The following is a 19,741-nucleotide window of genomic DNA, read 5'->3' on the forward strand; positions in this document are numbered from 1 at the left end:
TGTTTGGAAATTCGAGAATGATACCAGGACAGCCCAAAACTCCCCCGACCAGTATTAAATTATTCCGTCTGATTATATCGACTCATGATTCGATAATTACGACTTTAGCCTATGCTCAACCACTTGATCAAGTGAGTGATTGAGTGGATCAATCTCCTTAAGATGATTTCGATTATATTTTCTGATTACGATTTCATCGATAGTTTCATTGACGCACACATTGCCATATGATACCCTTAGATTAAATTAACGATGGTGATGGAGTTCACCCAAATTGCTACTTAGCTAATGACTCCTGCAGGCTTAGTTTTTTTATTCTGCAGATTTTTTATTGCCCAAAAGGCAGATTTTCTTTTTTTACAACAGTTTGAAAAACTTCGCGACTAAATTTTATCATTTGAGTAGGAGGACTTTATGCGAAAGTATTATTTCATTGCGGCCGGAGGAGCTATTGGCGCTCTGTTACGGTATGAATTAAAAGCATCTTCAGCTATTTTTGAAACATCGAGTTCATTATTAAGTTTATCTTTTAATATACTGCTTATCAACTTATTCGGTTGTTTGCTCTTAGGTATTTTAAACGCCGTTTTTTCCAAAACCGATCGTATCAATAATGATCTGAAATTAGGGGTTACTGCTGGCTTTGTGGGGGCTTTTACAACGTTTTCCACCTTTTGCAAAGAAAGCCTGAGCATTCTTGATGCCGGCTTGATCAGTACTTTTTTCTATTATATTGCAGCGTCTATTATTTTCGGTGTCGCCGCTGTTTACCTTGGTCATCAAATCGGTCATCGTGTTATTCACCCGCTTGGAAAAAAGATTGTTTCTCAGTTTAGCTATAACTAGAATTAGGAATCTTATATTATGGAAACTTTATGTGTCGTTCTAGGGGGTGCATTGGGAAGCACCACACGATTCTTTCTCGGAAAAAGATTTGCGTCGCGATATCACCATGTCCCCATTGGTACTTTTATCCTTAATGTATCTGGAGCATTCCTTTTAGGTTTCGTAACTGGATCTGATATTTCACAACTGCTATATGGATTGTTTGCCGAGGGATTTCTAGGTGCTTATACCACCTTTTCAACTTTTATGTATGAGGATTTTGTGCTTTTACAAAACAATCGAATTTTAAGTGCCCTCATTTATATTGTTGCAACACTTATATTTGGTCTTGCTGCTTTTACCTGTGGCAACTTTGTTTCAATTTTAATAATCCATTAAATCCAGAATTCCGGAATGATTCTCCGGGTTTTGAAAAATATAAAGATCCTCAACATCAGCCACCATCCTGACGCTCCATAATAACCACGCTGACGAAAACCAATCCTTATCCACTTCGATTCAAGCACTTTAAAATTCTTTTAAATGCTTGTCAATTCATTGATCAACCGATTGAACCAAAAGCTTCTTAAACCCCTTAATACAGGCGTTTAAGAAGCTTTAAATATAGTTTAAAAAGCTTTCAATTCTTTCACCACATTGGGATCAGTTTCACATTCCATAACAGCCGCATCATAATATAAGCTATTGATCTCTCGTTCAAGCTTTCTGGTACTCCATTCTAAGTTGGATATTTTATCGGGATGTAAATCGGCATTAGGCGTGGTAAACTCCTGAATGACAATATACAACAGTTTTTTTCTGCCAGGGTTGCAATGTGATTATCAAATTTGAATTTTTCGATGATATTGCGAACATTCTCCGAAAATCCATTGAGATATGATCTGAAATTGGCTTCGATCCCGTCCGGATCATTCAACAATTTTTCAAAATCAAAGGGACTGGTATTATAAAAGGAATAACCGGCTTCTCGGGAAAGAAAGGTATCTTTCGTGGCCAGCTTTCCCACTTTTTCATTCTTTTTGAGCACTGCTGCTTTAGTCGCTGCCAGGATACAGTCAAATCGACGGATCACCGTGAGTGGCAAAATCACTTCCCCCGTATTCATGGGGCTTATAGACGCCGGTCAGTTTATCAGCAATTGCCCATATCAGACTCGCTTTTTCGTTAATATTAGCACTGATGCTCATTTAGTCGTCTCCCTCTTGAATCTTATGTCAATTATGCTTTCGGCCATGTGTTTTCCTCTTTTCGCTGTTATTGTTAGGCCAATTCTATCATACTATCGGCATCTACTTCAACTTACATTATAAACACCTTTTTCTGTTTATCGATTCCTTTCAATAACTAACATTCACTTTTTAAAAGCACTCATCAGATGCTTCGATTCAACCACTTTAAACTACATTTCTTGTCAAGCGATTGATCAACCAGTTGACAAGATAATAATTACAAACCTTTCTATTATGCCATCTATTGCTTTTAAGCGCTTTAAAAAACAATCAATTCCTTGTCAATCAATTGATCGATACCCTGGCATCGAAGGCCAACTAATTGCAAACTTTTTTATGCAAAGATAACCTGGTGTCCTCTCCTATTAATCATTCTTTAAAGCCTTGTTTATTATATCCATATAATTTTTCTGCTATTTATTTTCAATTACCTATCCAAGTTACATGGCTCACTTTTTTTTTTATAAGCACTTCGTACAAGTGCGAAAATCTGCAACGAGTAAATTAAAGGGAAAACTCCAAAACCGTATAAAAAAAACAGCCTCAAGGCTGCTATTATGCGGTTTTATTATGGCGGAGAGAGAGGGATTCGAACCCTCGGTACACTTACGTGTACACACGCTTTCCAGGCGTGCTCCTTCAACCAGCTCAGACATCTCTCCAAGGTTGTTTCGTTAAACTTTTTATTTTTACATGCTCAATGATTATACGGTATTCTGATTTAAAAGTCAATGCTTTCTTTGCCATTGAAAATTCGCAAAAATTCCACTCAATTTATTTTCGTAAATACAATTCCATTTCTATTTTTCGAAAACCACAAAATATAGTTTATTATTGACAATTATAACTATATATAGTATTATTGTGCTTGCCACTTTAAGCTTTATCCCTTTGGGAATCGCTAATAATATTTGAAAGAAAAGAGCACTATGATAGAAAAAATCGTTAAACGCAATGGACAGGAAGTCCCTTTCAATCTTCAGAAGATCAGTACTGCGATCTATAAAGCCAATATCAATGTAACCGGAGATTCGATGATCGACCGGGATCTTCAGACTTTAACCGACCAGGTCATTTCCCAGCTTGAACCGTTGGGAATCCCCACCGTGGAACAGATTCAGGATCTTGTTGAAGAAACCCTGATCTCCGCCAATTATGCCAAGACGGCTAAGGCCTATATCCTTTACCGGGCGGAACACGCCAAAACCCGCCAAGCCGAAGGTGACCTGATGAACATTTACAAGGAACTGACCTTTCGCTATGCCGAAGATGCGGATCTTAAACGGGAAAATGCCAACATTGACGCCGACAGCGCCATGGGAACCATGCTGAAATACGGATCCGAAAGCTCTAAATATTTTGTCGACAATTATATTCTACCCAAGGAAATTGCCCAGGCTCACACCTCTGGCGATATCCATATCCATGACAAAGACTTCTATATGCTCACCGAAACCTGCTGCCAGATTGATTTGCTCAAACTTTTTCAAGGCGGCTTCTCCACCGGTCACGGTTTTTTAAGAGAACCCAACGATATCCGGAGCTACTCTTCCCTTGGGTGTATTGCCATTCAGGCTAACCAAAATGAAATGCATGGTGGCCAGAGTGTGCCTAATTTTGATTATTCCATGGCTCCTGGCGTGGCCAAGACCTTTCGCAAGCTTTATTATAAGGCCCTGACTGACTACCTTCAGATTCGTTTTAATCTGGATTTGGCTATTGTCGCACCAATTATTCCGCTAATCAGGAATACGCTCAACGACGAAGTCATACTGGGGCATAAAACATCCCTCGGCAAGGCCCTTTCGCTTTGGTTTTTAAACAATCCGATTTTGGCAAATCAGGAACCCATCACTGCCGGGGATGCTCTTAAAGCCAATGCCTTCGCCTATGAAACGGCTATGAAGGAAACTGAAAAAGCAACCTACCAGGCCATGGAGGCCTTGATCCATAACCTTAACACCATGAATTCCCGGGCGGGTGCCCAGGTGCCTTTCAGTTCCATCAATTACGGCACAGATACCTCTGCCGAAGGCCGGATGGTTGTTAAAAGCATTCTTCACGCCACCGATGCGGGTTTGGGAAATGGTGAAACGCCCATCTTTCCGGTTCAGATATTCAAGGTGAAGGAGGGTATCAATTTTAATGCTGATGATCCCAACTATGATCTTTTTAAATTGGCGCTGAAAACCTCTGCCAAACGTTTATTTCCAAATTTCAGCTTTATTGATGCCCCTTTTAATCTTAAGTATTACAAGGAAGGGGATTACAACACCGAAGTTGCCTATATGGGTTGTCGAACCCGGGTAATGGGGAACCATTACGACCAAAACCAGGAGGTCACCTGCGGTCGGGGTAACCTGAGCTTCACCTCGATAAACCTTCCCCGGATTGCTTTGGAAGCAGACAAGGATTTGGCAAAATTTTATGCCATTCTCGATGTACGCATTAAGCTTGTCGTGGAACAACTGCTCCATCGCTTTAAAATTCAGTCCAATAAAAAAGGCCGAAACTACCCGTTTCTGATGGGACAGGGGGTCTGGATTGACTCTGACAAACTGGGTCGCGACGCCAGCCTCGATGAGGTGCTTAAACACGGCACTCTGAGCATGGGTTTTATCGGTCTTGCGGAAACCCTCAAAGCCCTTACCGGCAAACACCATGGCGAGAGTCCCGCAAGCCAGGAACTGGGATTGGCTATTCTCGGCCATATGCGCCGCCGGATGGATGAGGAATCCCTCAAAACCGGACTTAACTTCACGCTGCTGGCAACCCCGGCGGAGGGTCTCAGCGGCCGTTTTGTGGCCATTGACCAAAAACGTTTTGGCTCTGTCCCCGGCGTCACGGACCGCGAATTCTATACCAACTCTTTCCATATTCCAGTTTATTACCCCATTAAGGCCTATAAAAAAATAAGTCTGGAAGCGCCTTACCACGAATTGACCAATGCCGGGCACATCAGCTATGTAGAACTGGATGGCGATACCACCGCCAATCCCGATGCCTTTGAAAAAATCATCCGATACATGAAAGAAGTTGGCATGGGCTATGGATCGATTAACCATCCGGTGGATCGGGATCCGGTTTGCGGCTACAATGGCATTATCGGCAGCGACTGTCCCCAATGCCACCGCACCGAAGCTGACGGTGAGCCAAGCTTTGAACGCATTCGCCGGATCTCCGGATATCTGGTTGGTACCATGGACCGCTGGAACAACGCCAAGCGGGCTGAAGAAAGGAGCCGCCTTAAACATGGGATTGCAATTACGGATTAATTCCATTCTCGAAGAATCCATTGTGGATGGCCCCGGCCTGCGCTATGTGATTTATACCCAGGGCTGTGATCATCACTGCCCTGCCTGCCATAACCCCCAAACTCATGACAGGCAGGGTGGGATGCTGATGGACTGTGATGCGCTTTTGAGTCAGATCGCCGAAGACCCCCTACTCCAGGGGGTCACCTTCAGCGGCGGCGAGCCCTTTCTCCAGGCCGGTGTTCTGGCGGAGCTTGCGAAAAAGATTCACGCCCTGAAATTGGATGTGGTCACCTATACAGGCTACACCCTGGAGGCTCTACTGGATATAAACGATCCGGATATTACGGCACTTTTAACTGAAACCGACATTCTGATTGACGGGCCTTATGACCATTCACAGCGGGATCTTTCCCTTCAGTTTCGGGGCAGCCGCAACCAACGGATTATCTCACTGTAATTTTTCTGGCAGCCGCTTATTCGACGACTTCCATGACTTCTTCCAGGGATCGTCTTGTTTTCGGTCGGTGCTCCCTGTTTTTATACCCAAAGGCAATCATGGTGGCCAGCCCGAAATGTTCGGGATCTAAGACCCCCTCCTCAATGAGAACTTTTTCGACTTTTTCCTTGTCGAAGCCCTCCATTGGGGTTGAATCAACTCCGAGCAGGGCGGCGGCCGTAAGCATGTTGGCCAGGGGAATGTAGGTCTGTTTACAGGACCAGTCGAAAAAGGCCCGGTCGTTTTCCAGCAATTTTAAATCATCTTCCTGAAAGCTTTTTAACTTATTTTTTCTGGCGGTTCTTAATTCATCAGTAAAATGCTGAATGTCATTCATCATATACTCTACATAGTCCGAGTCATATTTCATATCCTTTTGTTTTCTTGCCAGAATCAGCACAAAATGACTTGCCCCGTCAAGACTCACTTCTGCACCCCAGGAGTAGGGTTTTATTTTTTCTTTGATGTCTTTATTGTTGAGCAACACAAATTTCCATGGTTCCAGCCCCATAGAACTGGGTGAAAGCCTGGCCGCCTCCATAATGACCCTGAAATCCTCATCGGATACCTTCTTCGTGTTATCATAACCCTTACAGGTATACCGATTGTTAAATGTATCCAGTATCAATTCTCTCATTTCCTGTTGATCTTTCATCACTTCATCTCCTGTTATTTGTTTTTAACCGCTAGGTTATTGAACCTATTTTCTTTTGTAAATCATTATACTATATTCCCATAATCTAAAAGTTTACCCACTAAAAATTTACAAACCTCTTTTTTATGAATACCATGGCTATTGTACCCTTGAAAATGGTTGAATGATCCTAATCTGGGGTATATAATCATTCATAATCCAAACAAAGGCTGATGCTTGTTTTTCAAGTGCCCGGGCTAAACAACCCAGTCACAATCATGAAAGTGATTTGTCTCAACTGATATTTCAAAGGAAAGTAGGAGAGTTATGAATGTAATTGAAATTAATCAACTCACAAAGTATTACGGTAAACATCGCGGTATTGAAAATGTATCCTTTTCGGTTGAAAAAGGAGAAATATTTGGTTTTATCGGACCCAATGGCGCCGGTAAATCCACTACCATTCGGGCCCTGCTATCTCTTATTTATCCAACCAGCGGAACTGCTACCATTTTTGGCAAAGACTGTATTAAGTACGGTAAGGAAATACGAAAAGACATCGGTTATCTCCCTTCCGAAGTTTTTTATTATGAAAATATGAAGGTTATTGAGGTCCTCAAGTATTCAGCCAGCTTTTACGATGATGTGGACATGTCCCGGATTCAAACCCTGTCTCAGACCATGGATTTGGATTTGAATAAACGCATCGACGACCTGTCCTACGGCAATAAAAAGAAGGTGGGAATTGTTCAGGGCTTACTGCATGAGCCAAAGCTGATTATTCTTGATGAACCCACCGGTGGCTTAGACCCTTTAATGCAGCAGAAATTTTTTGATTTAATTCGTATCGAAAATGAGAAAGGCGCAACCGTCTTATTTTCTTCCCATATCCTCACCGAGGTTCAAAAGCTCTGCCGCCGGGTGGCCATTATTAAGGATGGCAGTATTGTCAAGGTCGAAAACCTTCAGGATATGCGCCAGCATAATTATAAAAAATTCACCATCGAATTCGAAAATGTCGTTGATCCGGCTGCATTTGGCTTTGAAGGCATTACGAGTCTGACCCAGGAGGAAACTACCCTTCATTTTCTTTATAAAGGGGATATTAATAAAGTAATCAACCGCCTTCAGGGCAAGGTGCTGCGCAATATGCTGGTTGAGGAGCCAACCCTGGAAGAGATCTTCATGCACTACTACCAGAAGGAGAACTGATATGAACATTTTAAAGCAAGAGCTTAAAATGGGACGGAAATCCTTAATCGTCTGGTGCGTCTCGTTAATCGGAGTATTTCTGCTCTTTATGCTGATGTATGTCTCCATCTCCGATCAACTGGCAGAATTCCAGAAGGTTTTCGACAGTTTTCCCGTTGAATTTCGACGTGCCTTTGCTGCTGAAAATTTAAATTTAGATACGGTTATGGGTTTCTATCCCTTTGCGATGACCTATATTCTCCTGGCCGGAGCTGTCCAGGCCATGAATTTAGGCGTTTCAGTTCTTTCATCGGAGGTTAGAGAAAAAACCGGTGATTTTCTATTTGTCAAGCCCGTTTCCCGATTTCGGATTGTTTCAATGAAAATGATGGCTGTTTTTGTTCAAATTGTGATTATAAATGCGGTATTTTTCATTGCCTCCCGGTTGATTCTGGAAATGATCAGTACCGCCGATTATGATAACAACCTTTACCTGCTGTTGACCGGAACTTTGTTTTTTATTCAGATTTTTTTCGCCAGTTTCGGATTTTTTATCTCGGCTTTTTTAAGACGGATTAAAACAGTACTCCCGATTAGCATGGGGGTGGTATTTTTGTTTTATATTATCTTTTTACTTAATGAAACTTTAAAGGATGTCAAGCTTGGTTATATTTCACCTTTTGATTATTTTGCTCTCGCTGCTATTTCAAAAACGATGAGTTATGATTCTGTATATCTCGTCGTGTGGACTTTTTTAGTATTTCTGTTTGTCTATTTAACGTTCTATTTGTTCGCTAAAAAAGACTTGCCGTCAATATAGGAGGCTCTTATGAATATTTTTTTCAAAGAACTCAAAGCGAATTATAAATCCCTGCTGATATGGAGTTGTGCCCAAGTTTTTATTATCTTTGCCGGCATGATGAAATATAAAGGATTTGCGGATTCCGGAGTAGATATTAACAGTCTGTTTGCAGGATTTCCGAAGGAATTACTGGTGGTTTTTGGTATGGGTTCCACGGATATTTCCCAGGTCGCCGGATTTTATTCAGTATTCTTTCTGTACTTTATGCTTTTAGCGGCGGTCCATGCGGTGATGTTCGGTGCGGTGGTGGTTTCAAAAGAAGAACGAGATCACAGTGCTGATTTTCTTTTTTCGAGGCCGGTAAAGAGGCATGAAGTCATTACACCTAAACTGTTAGCCGGCGTTGTCAATATTCTGTTTTTCAACCTGGTTACTTTTGGGGCTTCGGTGTTTTTTATTGGGCTGTACAATAATGGTGATGGACTTGTAGACAAGGTCGCCATTACCATGGTTGCTCTTTTTGTGCTGCAATTGTTCTTTTTAGCCCTGGGTGCCATGCTCGGTGCTTCGCTAAAAACCACAAAGATTGCAACTTCCGCCGCCGCCGGGATTATTCTGGGAACATTCTTTTTGTCGGTTGCGGTAGATTTAAATGCTAATTTTGACATTTTAAAATATCTCACGCCGTTTAAATATTTCAATGCCAAGATGCTGGTGATTGATGGCACGCTTTCCCTAAATTCTGTTGGAATTTTATTGGTAGTAACGTTCATTTTAACCACTTTGTGTTATCTGATCTTCAATAAACGGGATTTAAGTACTTAATCCCTATCTTGTTAGATTAGATTTTGAATTAACGGGTATATTAAATAACATACAATTAAAGAAAGGAAGTGTATTAATGGGAATTATAGCGTGGATTGTTCTTGGTGGTCTGGCTGGCTGGCTGGCCAGCATCATCACAAAAAACAATGCCAGCATGGGTTTGATAAAAAACATTGTTGTGGGTATTTTAGGCGCAATGATTGGTGGTTTTGTTTTTAGCTTTTTCGGAGGCACCGGCGTCACCGGTTTTAATCTTTGGAGTATCTTTGTAGCTTTTATTGGCGCTGCCATACTCTTATTTATCATTAATCTTTTTACAAAAGGAAACTGACACAAACAATGCGAAATCTTTCGCATCTTAAAAAGCGTCCTTAGGCCAATGGCCTAAGGACGCTTTTATTGTTGATGCTTTTTTATGTATTTTTAGTAGCCGCTAACTTCTTCACCTTTTAGCATTTTAACGGCTGAGCTGGTTCCAATTCGGGAACAGCCTTCATTAATAAAGGCAATCAGATCATCGACGCTTTTAACCCCGCCGGCAGCCTTCATTTTAATATTTGGACCAATGTTGGCTTTAAATAACCGGATATCTTCGATGGTGGCTCCACCGGTGCCAAAACCTGTTGATGTTTTAATATAATCTGCTCCGGCATTGGTTACCAGCTGGCAAACCGTTACCTTTTCTGCTTCGGTCAGGAAGCAGGTTTCCACAATGACCTTAAGTAGTTTGCCGTCAATGGCTTTTTTTATTTCTGCGATTTCATTTTGAACATAGTCAAAATCCTTATTTTTCAGCGCGGTGATATTGATTACCATATCAATTTCATTGGCGCCGTTTTTAACCGCATCAACGGCTTCAAAAACCTTGACGGCGGTTGTATTGTAACCCAGCGGAAAACCGATAACCGTACAGATATTAAGCTTATCGCCGTAGGTTTCTTTGATTTGTTTAACATAGCCAGGTGGAATACAAACTGAAGCGGTTTGGTATTCGATGGCGTCATTGCAGATCGTCTGGATGTCTTCCCAGGTTGCGAATTGTTTTAAAAGGGTATGATCGATGTGTGCTAAAATTTCCTTGTTTGTCATTTTTTTCTCCTAATTTTCTTGAATTTATAGGTAAATTCTTTATTTGGCCATGATGCCTTTTAAATTGTCATAAATTTCGGTGTAGGTGTTGAAAACTTCCTGGTAGGTGTCGTACAATTCTTTGTTTGGTTGTACCGAGTAAGCTTCCTTAACCATGCCATTGGTAGCGGCATCAAAGGTTTCGTAGGCTCCACATCCAACCGCGGCAACGATGGCACAACCCAGTACGCTGGCACTGGCATCTTCGGTAACGATAATCGGTTTACCGGTAACATCCGAAATAATCTGCATCCAGGTTGCGTCTTTGGTGACGCCGCCGCAGCCGACAATAATATCAATGGGACAGCCCTGGGCTTCGAAGTTATCAATGATGTTTTTGGTGCCGAGCGCCACGGATTCCAATAAGGCCCGGTAAATATGGGCTTTGGTGTGGCTGAGGGTCAAGCCGTAAATAACCCCTTTAGCGTTGGCATCCTTGTAGGGTGTCCTGTTTCCCTGGAAGAAGTCCAGCGCCACTAATCCTTCAGAGCCGGCAGGTATTTTGGCCACCAAATCATTCATATAAGCATAGGGGTTTTCATGAGCGGAAAGATCAAATTCACGCATGAACCATTTAATGATGGAGCCGGCTGAAATTTGTCCGCCTTCCAGCAACCATTGATCGGGGACAATGGCGTTATTGTAAGGTCCCCAGATGCCGGCCAGGTTTAATTTCTTTTCGGAAAAGGCCAGTTGAACGAAGCTGGTTCCCATGATCATGGCCAGTTTACCGGGTTTGGCAACGCCAAGACCCAGCATCCCAATATGGGCATCAATGCCACCTTGAACAATCTTCATCTCGGGGTTGATGTCATAGCGATCGGCAAATTCCGGGATGACCGTCCCAACCAATTCGCCAACGTGTTTAACGTCTAAGACAAGTTTATCTTCATAATCTTCCAAACCAACTTGTTTAAAGAATTCTTCATTCCAGCCGCCTTCACATTCAATGTAATTCCATTTACAGGTGGCATTACAAATAGAGGTGGCAAATTTTCCGCACAGCTGGTAGTTCATCCAGTCCAGTTGCTCAATGATTTTATAACTTTGTTCGTAAATATCTTTTTTGTTATTTTTAAGCCATAACACTTTGGGAATCATCCACTCAACCGAATCTTCTCCGCCGCTGTATTCCAGTACCGGGTTTTTGGTGGCATTGATGATTTTCATTTCTTTTTTAGCCCGGGTGTCCATCCACATAATGGCATCGGTTAACGGGTTACCGTTTACATCTATGGGCACAACTGTTGATGAGGTTGAGCAAACACTTAATGCCTGAATATTATGTCTGATTTCTTTTGACAAAGAGCCCATGACATTCTTTGTGGCTTCGTTAAAACACTTCCACCAGTCACCCGGTTTCTGTTCTGCCCAGCCGGCCTGAGGATAAAAAGTCTCGTAGACTTGTTCATCCCCTGAAATAACAGTACCTTTAATATCGGTAACAACCACTCTGACACTCTGAGTTCCGGTGTCAACGCCCATAAAATATTTAGCAGTATTCATTTTAATTATTCCCCCCATGGAAAAAACATTATTTTATTGTAAAAATAACCGCCTTTGGCTATTTCAGCAAACACATTAGGCACTTCATCTAGAGGTAAACGGTGACTGATAATATCCTTAGCGGTCATGCCTTTTTCAGCAAACATTTTAAGAGATTCGGTCCAATCTTCACCAGGATAAGGACTGGTAAAAGAATTCCATGAACCGATCAGGCTTAACTGACTTCGCATTAAGGTATCCAGTTCTTTTTCACTGAGGTCCAAACCCTTATGGGAAATGCCCAGGTAGACAACCCGACCCATTTTACTGGCCATCAGGATACATTGTTTCTGAGCCGTAGGGGCTCCGGAAAAATCAATGACGATATTGGCACCTTTGCCGTCCGTGGCTTTTTTGACTGCTTCAACCGCATCTTCATTCAATGAGTTGATAATCACATCGGCGCCGACTTTTTGGGCAATGGCTAATTTTTCATCCCATACATCCACTGCAATGACCTGGGATGCTCCAGCCAGTTTGGCGTATTGTGCTGCGAAAAGACCGATTGGACCGGTTCCCACCACACAAACTGAATCGCCGGCCTGAAAATTGGCCCGGGCTAAAGCATGATACGCATTGGCACAAGGATCAATGGTAGCCGCATCTTCAAAGGATACATTATCCGGAACCTTTAACAGATTGCCTTCTTTAACCGCAACGTATTCAGCTAAAGCACCGTCACGTCGTGAACCATAGTAGTCATAATGTTCACACAAAGAGTAGTTTCCCTTTTGGCACCATTCACATTCAAAACAGGGAATCAACGGTGGCACAACCACCTTGTCGCCAACCTTGAATTTTTTAATATCAGCGCCTAATTCGGTGATTTCACCGGAAAATTCATGGCCAATAATGATTGGTGACACATGGGCGCCATAGGTGAGGGCTCGGGGAATATCTGAACCACAAAGTCCAACCGCCCGAACCTTAACCATTACCTCGTCCGCCCGGACTATCGGTAGGTCAACTTCTTCGACTCGTAAATCACCTGGTTTATACATACGTACTGCTTTCATATTTTCCTCCTAAATGAAAATAGTCACTTAAATTAAAATAGCTTCCTGACATAAAAATCCATTGAATGAAAACCTTTTCTTTTAAGGTAAATAGTTAAGCAGAATAAAGTATCCTGCTTTTGAAAATCATCAGTTCGTTTAATGTTAACGCTCTTTTGTTTGCAACCGTTGATTTTAAACTTATTCTACCACCATAAACAAACGCTGTCAACCCCCCATGCGTTAATTCTTAACGAATTCTTTTTTCAGTAATTTACAAACCCACGGATTTAACGTATAATGATACTACAAATTAAATAAGGAGGCTGTTTCTGTTGATTTCATTGCTCACTGCTTTACGAACAAAATACAATCTTTTTTCAAGTACTCAAAAGGTCGTTGCAAATTATATCCTGGATCATCCTGACACGGTATCATTGCTTTCTATAACGGATCTTGCGAGAAAATGCAATACCAGTGAAACGACGGTTATGCGCCTGCTGAAAAAATTGGATTACAGTTCCTATCAGATTTTTCGAATCAATTTAGCCAAAGAGTTCTCAAGCAGCCCGGCGGAAAGTATTATCGAAGAAATTCTGGGGGATGATGACATTGGTTCTATTAAGAAAAAAGTTATTGGACACACCATCACAGCTATCAATGATTTGGATTATTATCTGAAGGATGATGTCATTGAAAAGGCCCTTGACTTCATTATGTCTTCCAAGCGTCTGTTGTTTTACGGCGTCGGGGCATCGGCTTCGATTGCTGCGGATGCGATGCATAAATTTGCTAAAATTGGTTTGAATGTCTGCAGCTATCCGGATCCCCATCTTATGAATATTATCTGTTCCCATGCCAGCTCGGATGATGTGTTAATCGCTGTTTCACATACCGGTGAAAGTCTTGAAGTATTAAACACAGTTTCCCTTGCGCAAAAAAAGGGGGCGAAAATTATTGGATTGACGAGTTTTAGCAATTCAACCCTGGCGCAGAAATCGGATATCTTCTTATCCAGTTCAACCAATGATAAAAAATACCATTCGGAAGCCATGGCCTCACGCATTGTTCAGCTGGCGATCATCGATATTCTGTACCTTTGTGCTTTTATGCGCAACGAGGCCGAATACTTTGATGCTTTAAGCGAGTCCCGGGATGCGGTTGGATTAAGCAAAACCTGATCCCGCTATCACGGTTTGTTTTTTGAAATCGTCATGGGGACAATGGTAAATCGTTGTCGGCTGCATGATCGGACAGGCTATCGCCTGTGCGCGATGATGCCGACAACTGATGTTACCATTGTCCCCAGGACTTACTTTTCTGCTTTGTCTATATTCTAAATTGATAACACTATCACGGTTAACAAATTGAATTAAAGGAGTCTTAAATTATGAGTATTCTTACTTTTGTTGGTGCCGGACAAATGGCATCGGCCTTATCCTTTCCGGTGACTCAAAACGGCCATCAAGTGCGCCTTGTCGGCACCCCTCTGGATCGCGATATTATCGACGTGGCTCGAAAGACCGGCTTTCACGCCACCCTGAAACGACAATTGCCTCCCAAAGGCGTTAAATATTATCAAATTGAGGAAATCACTGCTGCTTTAGACGGAGCCGATGCCGTTCTTTGTGGGGTGAGCAGTTTTGGGGTTGACTGGTTCGCCGATAATATTCTGCCCCTTATTCCTGAGAATATACCTCTGCTTTCAGTAACCAAAGGAATGATTGATCTTGAAGATGGCTCGATGATTACCTACCCCCATTACTTTGCCAGTAAGCTCCCTCAGGGTAAAAAACTTTCAATTAATGCCATTGGCGGGCCCTGTACCAGTTATGAACTGGCGGATGGGGATCACTCAGCCGTTGCCTTCTGTGGGGATGATATCGAAATACTGAGAATGTTTAAACAATTATTTGAATCTCCCTACTATCATATCAGTCTTTCAACCGATGTGATTGGGGTTGAGTGTGCGGTGGCCCTTAAGAATGTCTATGCCCTGGGGGTTTCCCTAGCCGTTGGATTGGCCCAAGGCCCTGATGGTACCGGCATTCAGCATTTTAATTCCCAAGCGGCTCTTTTTGGGCAAAGCATGAAAGAAATGAAAAACCTTCTATTATTAATGGGCGGGCATGAAGACAACATTATTTATGGCGCCGGGGATTTATATGTCACAATTTTTGGTGGCCGAACCCGGAAAATAGGTGCTTTATTGGGTCGTGGTTTTTCATTCGATGACGCCATTTCCGAATTGGAGGGCGTCACGCTGGAATCCATTGTCATTGCAACCCGTACGGCCCGAAGTGTCCGTCGTCTGGCAGAAAAAGGGATTATTGATTTAAGTGATTTTCCGCTCCTTATTCATGTCGATAATATCATCAATAATGGCGCTGCTGTTGACATTCCTTGGAAATCCTTTGAAACCGAAAAAATTTAGCCCATCCTAAAGCAGATTTAAACAAATTATGCTAGAATGTGTGAAAGATATTCGAGGTAAATTATGGAAATTTTTTCAACCCTGGAAACCGTGCAGGCTTTTCTTTTACAATTTGGCGTATGGACGCCATTGGCGTTTTTTGTTTTGCAGCTTTTACAAATTATTATTGCACCAATCCCAGGCGGCACCGTCGGTTTAGTCGGCGGCGCCATTTTTGGAACATTTTGGGGCTTTTTGTTAAGCATGTCTGGCACCCTGATTGGGTCCGCACTTGTTTTTGTTCTGTCAAAGCGGTTTGGACGACCATTTGTCGAAAAATTTGCCAGCCCTAAAATAATGGACAAATATGACAATATCAAGGAATCAAAGCTTAATGCCGTGCTTTTTGGAATATTTTTGTTCCCATTATTTCCGGATGACATTCTCTGCTTTATTGCCGGTCTTTCACCGATGAAATTTAAAACTTTTTTAATTATTGTAATTCTGGGCCGCAGCCCCAGTGTTTTTCTCAATACCATGGTTGGTGCCGGTGTTATGGCCGATAATCCTACCCAATTTATTGTGGCCATTGGACTTTATGCTGTTTTTGTCCTGGTCCTCTATTTAAATCGCAAGCGATTGGATACCTTCATTCATCACAGCAAAAAAGAAAACAAACTTTCACCCGATCAACCAACCAACAAATCAACCAATAGGAGCCGTTAATGGAAGAAAAATCAAAAAAAGAACTCAATCGATTATATATGAGTGAACTGGTTACTGTTCTTGTGTGTGGCTCCCTGATTTACATGCTGTCTGATTCATCCATGGGGCAATTGGATATCAGGCTTATTATCCCGGGTTCCATCCTTATTTTTATTATCCTTCAAAGCGCCGGGTATTGGTATTACCGCTATCGGCTTGCCGAAAATCCCGGAACTGATTATCCCTGGGTAATGCCACTTTTCAGTATTTTCAAAAAAACAAACCGTGTTTTATTTTTTTCGTATCCCATATTTTGTATCTATCTTTTAATCGTTGATCAAGGTATGTTATTTATTCCCATGAATATTTTTGGACTGATCCTTTATGGTTTTTCTATCCTTGAAAATATCAATTATTTCTATTATAATGTAACCATCGGGAATCTCAGAGCAAAGATGCCCTCTGATCTGGCAATTGAACTCTCAAACTATGAAGTAACGAAAGGAAAAAAATCATGACATTCATTTTTACTGCATTTTCATCAAAATTCAAGAAGGGTGGTCGCACTCCCTTTTGGATTGCATCTCTGGTTAACTAGATAATGAATTATTTTATTTCTATTTTAAGTTCGTTTAACCCGCTTTTTTTCGTACTTTTCGTACTGGCTCTGGTGATTATTGGAAAAGCCATATTTACCTTTAAATCTTTTCCTGAACTCCGGGGAAAAGCTATTCGGGAAATGGTCGTCGGAGGATTTTTTTCCATTCTGATTTTAGGGCTATTTGTGGTGGTTCCCTTAATCTCCGGAATTACCATCAAAAACAACGAACTTTCGCTCAGACTTCCTAGCGGCATGACCTTTGTGACCTACACCGGCGATACGGTTCTTTCCGCCACGCTTATTGACATCGAAACCCAGCCCCAATATGCTATTAAATCCAAAGTGGTCGGCACCGAGATGCGTAATTACCGGGAAGGAATTTTTAAATTGGAAAATGGTACTGAGGCCCAGGTTTTTCTTAATGGCACCAAGGCAATATATGTTGAAACTACTGGTACACCCCTTATTTTGGGACCAGACCACTTTGATCAATTTTTAAAATCGTTTAGCGAGAACATAAAACCCATACAATAATAAGCAAAAACAAAGGACGTACCTGGCAGGTACGTCCTTTGTTTTCGTCGACAAACTCGTCCTGTGGACAATGATAAATCGTTGTCCACAGGACTTACTTTTCTATTTTGTCTACAATCTGAAAGGACGCACTTAGTAGTTAAGTCCTTCTTTTGCGTTCTATTCTAATTAGCCTTCATGGATCTTTGCAACACGTCCAACCTGGCCATCCGTCAGCATGACTTTAATACCATGGGGATGCGTGGGGCTTTTTGTGAGCAGTCGGGCCACCCGGCCCTGGGTTAGTTTTCCGGTTCGCTGATCAGCTTTTAAAACAATATCAACTAATCCGCCAACCTTTACATCACTTCGCTTTTGTCCGTTCATCTGGCTTCCTCCAATGCATTTTCCAATGAAATAACCAACTGATCCATACAGGAGCTTTCTTTTTTCCCACAGGTCTGGCCTTTAAAAAGCGTACTGATCTCTTCCACTGTTTTTCCATTTATTAAGGTAGATAAGGCTTTTAAATTACCATTACATCCACCAACAAAGGACAGTTTTTCAACTGTATCTCCATTTAATTCGAAATTTATTTCCCGTGGGCAAACACCCTCAGGCACATAACTATACGTCATCTTTACCTCTTTCATAATGTTAAATCTATTTTTTATCTACAAGACGTAACGCCCAATAGTATCACTTCACTAAACAAGAACTTACATTCTACCAATTTTTCCTTAACATAATCCCTACTTTGAAATTTTTTATTATTTTCTCACTTCAAAATCCAGAAGCTTCACGTCCTTGGACAAAAAGTCTGACTTCACCGGTTCAACCCCAACATAGTCTGTACTCAGATATTTTTTATTATCATCAGCAAAAACGGTTACCACAACAGCATTGGGATCCTCCAATAAATCCTGGGCGATGATGGCCGCTATAAAATTGGCACCGGATGAAATACCAACCCCTAATCCCAGTTCTTTCGATAACTTTTGAGCCATAATGATGGCATCCCCATCCGCCACAGCAATGATCTCATCCAATTCATTTAGTTTAATCAGATCTGGCACGAATTCATCTGAAATTCCCTGGATCCGGTGGCTGCCAACCTTGTATCCGGTGGACATGGTTGGTGAACTGGCTGGTTCCATCGGATGAACTTTGATCTCTGGATTCTTTTCTTTAAAATATCGGCCTAATCCCATTACGGTTCCTCCGGTTCCAACCCCGGCCACCAATGCCTGGGGTTTCACATCAAATGCCGCTAATTGAAGATCTATTTCCGGTGCAGTCCGTTCATATTGAGCCTGACTGTTTTCTTCATTGGAAAATTGACAGGGTAGGAATGCATTGCCCTCGGCCGCCAAAACGCCACATTGGGCAATGCTTCCTAAAAAACCGCCATCTTCCCGTGAAACCAGCCGAACTTCTCCGCCATAGCTTCTAATCAGATTTTTTCGTTCATCACTCATCCAATCCGGCATATAGATCACTACCGGATGTCCTAAACAAGTTCCTACCGCGGTAAATGCGATTCCGGTGTTTCCGCTTGTGGCCTCCACAATGGTTTCGCCCTCATGGATTTCACCTTTTTCATAAGCTTTTTTTAGTATATGCAATGCAACCCGATCTTTAATGCTTCCCGTAAGATTATAATGCTCGGCCTTTGTATAAATACTTCTGGGTTGCCCCTTATATAAAAAATTAATTTTCAATAATGGTGTATTTCCAATAAGTTTTTCTAATTCCATGAATTTATTGTGATTATTTCCCTGCTTTTCCATTCAAGTTAATTGCCTTCCTTGCTTATATTTCTTAATTATCTGTTATCATAATATTTAATATTGTAACATAAATTAATCACTATGAGAGGAAGAATTTGAATGAATTAGTTGAATTTTAAAAACCCTGGGACTTCGTCGCGCCAGTCGCCAGATGGCTCCTGGTTAAAAAAATAAAGAAGCTATAAAAGCACAAGTAAACTTACACTGCGTTCGTCTAAATGACTCGCAGCTTGACTGCCGTTAAATGAAGATGTGCAACTCAGTCGTAGCTAGCGCTGCGCCTTCGTCACGGGCTTCGCCCTATAAAAAAATAGATATGTAAGCTTTGATTTTAAGTGAACTTACACTACGTTAGGCTAGATACCTTGTAGCATGACTTTCGGTGAATGAATCCGTGCAACTCCGTCTCCGCTATCGCCTGGACAACTTTTTAAACTACTGTCGGTTTAAGCCGTGCTAAAACTGCGTCTCCGCTACGCTGCGCCTCCGTTGTGGGGCTACGCCCCATAAAAAAATAACTATGTAACATCTGATTTTAAGTGAACTTAAATGACGTTAGACTAGATCACCTGTAGCACTACTGCCGTTGAATGCAGCCGTGCAACTCCGTCGCTGCTAGCGCCGCGACTCCGTTATGGGGCTTCGCCCCATAACAAAAATAGATATGTAAGCTTTGATTTCAAGTGAACTTGAATCAAAGCTTACATATCTATTTTTTTTGCACGGCTTCATTAAATATAAAAATCCCGCAACGTCCTATCCTCCCAGGCA

The 19,741-nt window shown here is 41.8% G+C and carries 22 protein-coding genes, 1 tRNA gene and 1 riboswitch; of the genes, 13 read left to right on the forward strand and 10 right to left on the reverse strand.

The genetic code is table 11. The annotated features are described in order from the left end of the window. Positions 1-245 precede the first annotated feature (245 nt). Positions 246-305: riboswitch (Fluoride riboswitch) on the forward strand. Between the two features lie 109 nt (positions 306-414). Next, positions 415-846 carry a fluoride efflux transporter FluC gene (locus AKG39_RS03230; RefSeq protein WP_050738916.1) on the forward strand — a complete coding sequence of 144 codons (432 nt, stop codon included), beginning with the start codon at positions 415-417 and terminating at the stop codon, positions 844-846. 18 nt (positions 847-864) lie between these two features. After that, positions 865-1,224, forward strand: a complete 360-nt coding sequence (gene crcB, locus AKG39_RS03235; protein ID WP_050738917.1) for a fluoride efflux transporter CrcB — start codon at positions 865-867, stop codon at positions 1,222-1,224. Positions 1,225-1,564: 340 nt separating this feature from the next. On the opposite strand, the gene AKG39_RS19265 is transcribed toward crcB, so the two are convergent. The 3 genes from AKG39_RS19265 to AKG39_RS03245 form a co-directional block, all read right to left on the reverse strand. Further along, entirely contained in the window at positions 1,565-1,951 is a 387-nt protein-coding gene (locus tag AKG39_RS19265; RefSeq protein ID WP_201780241.1) for a type I restriction-modification system subunit M N-terminal domain-containing protein, read from the reverse strand. Next, on the reverse strand, positions 1,902-2,033 hold the full coding sequence (locus AKG39_RS20415) for a type I restriction-modification system subunit M N-terminal domain-containing protein (RefSeq protein ID WP_242852543.1): 132 nt from the start codon (positions 2,031-2,033) through the stop codon (positions 1,902-1,904). The genes AKG39_RS19265 and AKG39_RS20415 overlap by 50 nt, the downstream gene beginning before the upstream one ends. 613 nt (positions 2,034-2,646) lie before the next feature. Continuing rightward, positions 2,647-2,737 (reverse strand) — tRNA-Ser (locus AKG39_RS03245). A 267-nt stretch (positions 2,738-3,004) separates the two neighbouring features. Here AKG39_RS03245 and AKG39_RS03250 point away from each other — a divergent pair. Together AKG39_RS03250 and nrdG are read left to right on the forward strand one after the other, a co-directional pair. Then, entirely contained in the window at positions 3,005-5,350 is a 2,346-nt protein-coding gene (locus tag AKG39_RS03250) for an anaerobic ribonucleoside triphosphate reductase (RefSeq protein ID WP_050738919.1), read from the forward strand. Beyond that, complete coding sequence (gene nrdG, locus AKG39_RS03255; RefSeq protein ID WP_242852545.1) at positions 5,334-5,789, forward strand: anaerobic ribonucleoside-triphosphate reductase activating protein; 456 nt, start codon at positions 5,334-5,336, stop codon at positions 5,787-5,789. The genes AKG39_RS03250 and nrdG overlap by 17 nt, the downstream gene beginning before the upstream one ends. 16 nt (positions 5,790-5,805) lie before the next feature. Here the strand turns inward: nrdG and AKG39_RS03260 are convergent, their stop codons facing one another. Further along, on the reverse strand, positions 5,806-6,483 hold the full coding sequence (locus tag AKG39_RS03260; RefSeq protein ID WP_083439395.1) for an NAD(P)H-dependent oxidoreductase: 678 nt from the start codon (positions 6,481-6,483) through the stop codon (positions 5,806-5,808). Positions 6,484-6,789: 306 nt separating this feature from the next. Between AKG39_RS03260 and AKG39_RS03265 the strand changes: the two genes are divergently transcribed. From AKG39_RS03265 to AKG39_RS03280, 4 genes are all read left to right on the forward strand, one after another. Further along, complete coding sequence (locus AKG39_RS03265) at positions 6,790-7,674, forward strand: ABC transporter ATP-binding protein (RefSeq protein ID WP_050738921.1); 885 nt, start codon at positions 6,790-6,792, stop codon at positions 7,672-7,674. A 1-nt stretch (position 7,675) separates the two neighbouring features. Continuing rightward, positions 7,676-8,473, forward strand: coding sequence for an ABC transporter permease subunit (locus tag AKG39_RS03270; protein WP_050738922.1), 798 nt, complete (start codon positions 7,676-7,678; stop codon positions 8,471-8,473). Between the two features lie 9 nt (positions 8,474-8,482). After that, positions 8,483-9,280 carry an ABC transporter permease subunit gene (locus AKG39_RS03275; protein ID WP_050738923.1) on the forward strand — a complete coding sequence of 266 codons (798 nt, stop codon included), beginning with the start codon at positions 8,483-8,485 and terminating at the stop codon, positions 9,278-9,280. A 76-nt stretch (positions 9,281-9,356) separates the two neighbouring features. Continuing rightward, the gene (locus AKG39_RS03280; RefSeq protein ID WP_050738924.1) at positions 9,357-9,611 is read left to right on the forward strand and encodes a GlsB/YeaQ/YmgE family stress response membrane protein; all 255 of its coding nucleotides are present in this window, start codon (positions 9,357-9,359) and stop codon (positions 9,609-9,611) included. A gap of 92 nt (positions 9,612-9,703) precedes the next feature. Here AKG39_RS03280 and deoC read toward each other — a convergent pair whose 3' ends face one another. From deoC to AKG39_RS03295, 3 genes are read right to left on the reverse strand one after another with little or no spacing between them, the layout of a single operon-like run. Beyond that, a complete protein-coding gene (gene deoC / locus AKG39_RS03285; RefSeq protein WP_050738925.1) occupies positions 9,704-10,369 on the reverse strand; it encodes a deoxyribose-phosphate aldolase in 666 nt (221 codons plus the stop codon). 39 nt (positions 10,370-10,408) lie between these two features. Continuing rightward, the gene (locus AKG39_RS03290) at positions 10,409-11,914 is read right to left on the reverse strand and encodes an FGGY-family carbohydrate kinase (RefSeq protein ID WP_050738926.1); all 1,506 of its coding nucleotides are present in this window, start codon (positions 11,912-11,914) and stop codon (positions 10,409-10,411) included. A 5-nt stretch (positions 11,915-11,919) separates the two neighbouring features. After that, entirely contained in the window at positions 11,920-12,969 is a 1,050-nt protein-coding gene (locus AKG39_RS03295) for a galactitol-1-phosphate 5-dehydrogenase (RefSeq protein WP_050738927.1), read from the reverse strand. 314 nt (positions 12,970-13,283) lie between these two features. Here AKG39_RS03295 and AKG39_RS03300 point away from each other — a divergent pair, with 314 nt between their 5' ends. From AKG39_RS03300 to AKG39_RS03320, 5 genes are all read left to right on the forward strand, one after another. Beyond that, the gene (locus tag AKG39_RS03300) at positions 13,284-14,129 is read left to right on the forward strand and encodes a MurR/RpiR family transcriptional regulator (protein WP_050738928.1); all 846 of its coding nucleotides are present in this window, start codon (positions 13,284-13,286) and stop codon (positions 14,127-14,129) included. A 209-nt stretch (positions 14,130-14,338) separates the two neighbouring features. Then, entirely contained in the window at positions 14,339-15,382 is a 1,044-nt protein-coding gene (locus tag AKG39_RS03305) for an NAD(P)H-dependent glycerol-3-phosphate dehydrogenase (RefSeq protein ID WP_050738929.1), read from the forward strand. A 63-nt stretch (positions 15,383-15,445) separates the two neighbouring features. Next, on the forward strand, positions 15,446-16,087 hold the full coding sequence (locus AKG39_RS03310) for a TVP38/TMEM64 family protein (RefSeq protein ID WP_050738930.1): 642 nt from the start codon (positions 15,446-15,448) through the stop codon (positions 16,085-16,087). Next, the gene (locus AKG39_RS03315) at positions 16,087-16,584 is read left to right on the forward strand and encodes a hypothetical protein (protein ID WP_050738931.1); all 498 of its coding nucleotides are present in this window, start codon (positions 16,087-16,089) and stop codon (positions 16,582-16,584) included. Before AKG39_RS03310 ends, AKG39_RS03315 begins: the two co-directional genes overlap by 1 nt. 83 nt (positions 16,585-16,667) lie before the next feature. Continuing rightward, entirely contained in the window at positions 16,668-17,201 is a 534-nt protein-coding gene (locus AKG39_RS03320; RefSeq protein WP_050738932.1) for a PH domain-containing protein, read from the forward strand. A 168-nt stretch (positions 17,202-17,369) separates the two neighbouring features. Here AKG39_RS03320 and AKG39_RS03325 read toward each other — a convergent pair whose 3' ends face one another. The 3 genes from AKG39_RS03325 to AKG39_RS03335 form a co-directional block, all read right to left on the reverse strand. Continuing rightward, positions 17,370-17,567 carry a YwbE family protein gene (locus AKG39_RS03325; protein WP_050738933.1) on the reverse strand — a complete coding sequence of 66 codons (198 nt, stop codon included), beginning with the start codon at positions 17,565-17,567 and terminating at the stop codon, positions 17,370-17,372. Next, entirely contained in the window at positions 17,564-17,833 is a 270-nt protein-coding gene (locus AKG39_RS03330; protein WP_242852544.1) for a TIGR03905 family TSCPD domain-containing protein, read from the reverse strand. The genes AKG39_RS03325 and AKG39_RS03330 overlap by 4 nt, the downstream gene beginning before the upstream one ends. A gap of 117 nt (positions 17,834-17,950) precedes the next feature. Next, entirely contained in the window at positions 17,951-18,970 is a 1,020-nt protein-coding gene (locus tag AKG39_RS03335; RefSeq protein WP_050738935.1) for a PLP-dependent cysteine synthase family protein, read from the reverse strand. Positions 18,971-19,741: the final 771 nt, after the last annotated feature.

Origin of the sequence: Acetobacterium bakii, assembly GCF_001263355.1 — a bacterium.
In the GTDB taxonomy this organism is placed as follows: domain Bacteria; phylum Bacillota; class Clostridia; order Eubacteriales; family Eubacteriaceae; genus Acetobacterium; species Acetobacterium bakii.